Genomic DNA, 2,317 nt, shown 5'->3' with positions numbered 1-2,317 from the left:
CCGCAGCGCTCGCCGCTGCGCGGCCCGCGAGCGCAGCGGGCGTGGCCCATCCCGATCTACTCGGCAGGACCGAAGAGCTGCTCCGACAGGTGCTCGCAAAGACGGCGTCCATGGAGCTGGACCGCATCGAGGCCGAGGCCTCGTTCGACAACTACGGCATCGACTCCATCCTGATCATGGACATGACCGAGATGCTGGAGAAAAGCATCGGACCGCTGTCGAAGACGCTGTTCTTTGAGTACCCCAGCATCGCCAAGCTGGCGCGCCAGCTGGTCGAGTCGCATGGTCCGCGGTTGGCTAAAACCTTCGGGCTGGACCAGCCATCGGCGGCGCCTGCGCCCGTTGCCGCACCGGCGACCGCATCCAGCGCGGCACCGGCGCCGCAACCCGTGCCCGCGCTTTCCGCGCCTGCTGCGCCGGCGCAGCAGGCGGGGCCGCTGGCCATCGCCGTGATCGGCATGGCCGGGCGCTATCCGGGCGCGGCCGACCTCGCGCAGTTCTGGGACAACCTGCGGGCCGGCCGCGACAGCGTCACCGAGATCCCGCCTTCGCGCTGGGACAACAGCCTGTACTTCGACGCCGAGCGCGGCACGCCCGGTACCACCTACGGCAAGTGGGGCGGCTTCATCGACGACGTGGACTGCTTCGATCCGCAGTTTTTCAACATCGCCCCGCGCGAAGCCGAGATCATGGACCCGCAGGAGCGGCTGTTCCTGCAGTGCACGTATGCGTCGCTGGAGGACGCCGGCTACACCCGCGACATGCTGGGCGACCGCGCGGACCCCGCGCGGGCACGGCGCGTGGGCGTGTTCGTCGGCGTGATGTCCACCGAGTTCCAGCTGTTCGGCGCGCAGGAGCAGGTGCGTGGCAACAACGTGGCGCTGACCGGCAGCGCGGCGTCCATCGCCAACCGGGTGTCGTATTTCCTGGACGTCAGCGGGCCCAGCATGGCGGTGGACACGATGTGTTCGTCGTCATTGACCGCCATCGAGCTGGCCTGCCAGAGCATCCGCTTCGGGCGCTGCCGCATGGCGATCGCCGGCGGCGTGAATCTCACGCTGCATCCCAACAAGTACCTCATGCTGGCGCAGGGCCGCTTCGTCTCCAGCACCGGCCAGTGCGCGAGCTTCGGCGAAGGCGGCGACGGCTACGTGCCCGGCGAGGGCGTCGGCGCGCTGGTGCTCAAGCCGCTGGAAGCGGCGGTGGCCGACGGCGACCAGATCTACGGCGTGATCCGCGCCACCGCCACCAACCACGGCGGCAAGGCCAACGGCTACACGGTGCCCAACCCGAACGCGCAGGCCGCGGCGATCGCCGACTGCCTGGAGGCGGGCGGCGTGGATGCGCGCGACATCAGCTACCTGGAAGCGCACGGCACCGGCACCACGCTGGGCGACCCGATCGAGATCGCCGGCCTGGCGCGGGCGTTTTCGGCGTTCACCGAAGAGCGGCAGTTCTGCGCCCTCGGTTCGGTGAAGTCGAACATCGGCCATTGCGAGGGCGCGGCGGGCGTGGCCGGCGTGACCAAGGTGCTGCTGCAGCTGCGCCACGGCATGCTGGCGCCGTCGCTGCACGCGGCCACCCTCAACCCCAACATCGACTTCGCGCAGACGCCGTTCGCGGTGCAGCGCGCGCTCGCACCCTGGCGGGTGCAGGGGCGCGCGGGTGCGGAGCAGCCGCCGCGCATGGCGGGCGTCTCGTCGTTCGGCGCGGGCGGCTCCAATGCGCACGTGATCCTGCAGGAGTACGTTGGTGCCGAAGAGCAGGAGGGTACGGGCGGCGGCGGGCCGTGCGTGATCGTCCTGTCGGCCCGCGACCGCGAACGGCTGGACCGGCGCTGCAGCGACCTGCTGGCATGGCTGGAATCGCCGTCGGCGGCGGCACTGCCGCTCACCGCCGTGGCGTACACGCTGCAGACCGGGCGCGAGCACATGCCGTCGCGCCTGGCCTTCGTCTCGGCCACGGTGGACGAGGCGCGTGCCCGGCTCGCCGAGGCCATTCACGGAGGCGATGGTTCGGGGCTGGAGCGCGGCGAGCTGCGCGGCGCTGGCCGCAAGGACCCGCTGCTGCAGGGCGACGACTTCGCCGCACTGGTGCAGGCCTGGGTGGAGAAGCGGCAGCACGACAAGCTGGCCGCCGCCTGGGCGCGCGGCCATGCCGTGTCCTGGCGCGCGCTGTACGGCGCCCGGGCGCCGCGCCGCGTGAGCCTGCCGACCTATCCGTTCGCCAGGATCGTGCATGCCATTCCGTACGCCGGTTCGAAGGCGGCGAGGGCATCCGCGGGGCTTGCACCGGCACTTTCCGCGGCGCATGCCGC

Annotated in this window: 1 protein-coding gene; it reads left to right on the top strand. The window is 71.3% G+C overall.

What is annotated here, in order from left to right:
• Positions 1-110: 110 nt before the first annotated feature.
• On the top strand, positions 111-2,317 hold a 2,207-nt coding region (locus H0U68_RS15300), incomplete at its 3' end, for a beta-ketoacyl synthase N-terminal-like domain-containing protein (RefSeq protein ID WP_296357062.1).

The sequence above is a fragment of the Ramlibacter sp. genome (genome assembly GCF_013697775.1).
Lineage (GTDB): Bacteria > Pseudomonadota > Gammaproteobacteria > Burkholderiales > Burkholderiaceae_C > Ramlibacter.
The sequence above is the reverse complement of the archived record's forward strand: the minus strand, read 5'-3'. Positions and strand labels throughout refer to the sequence as shown.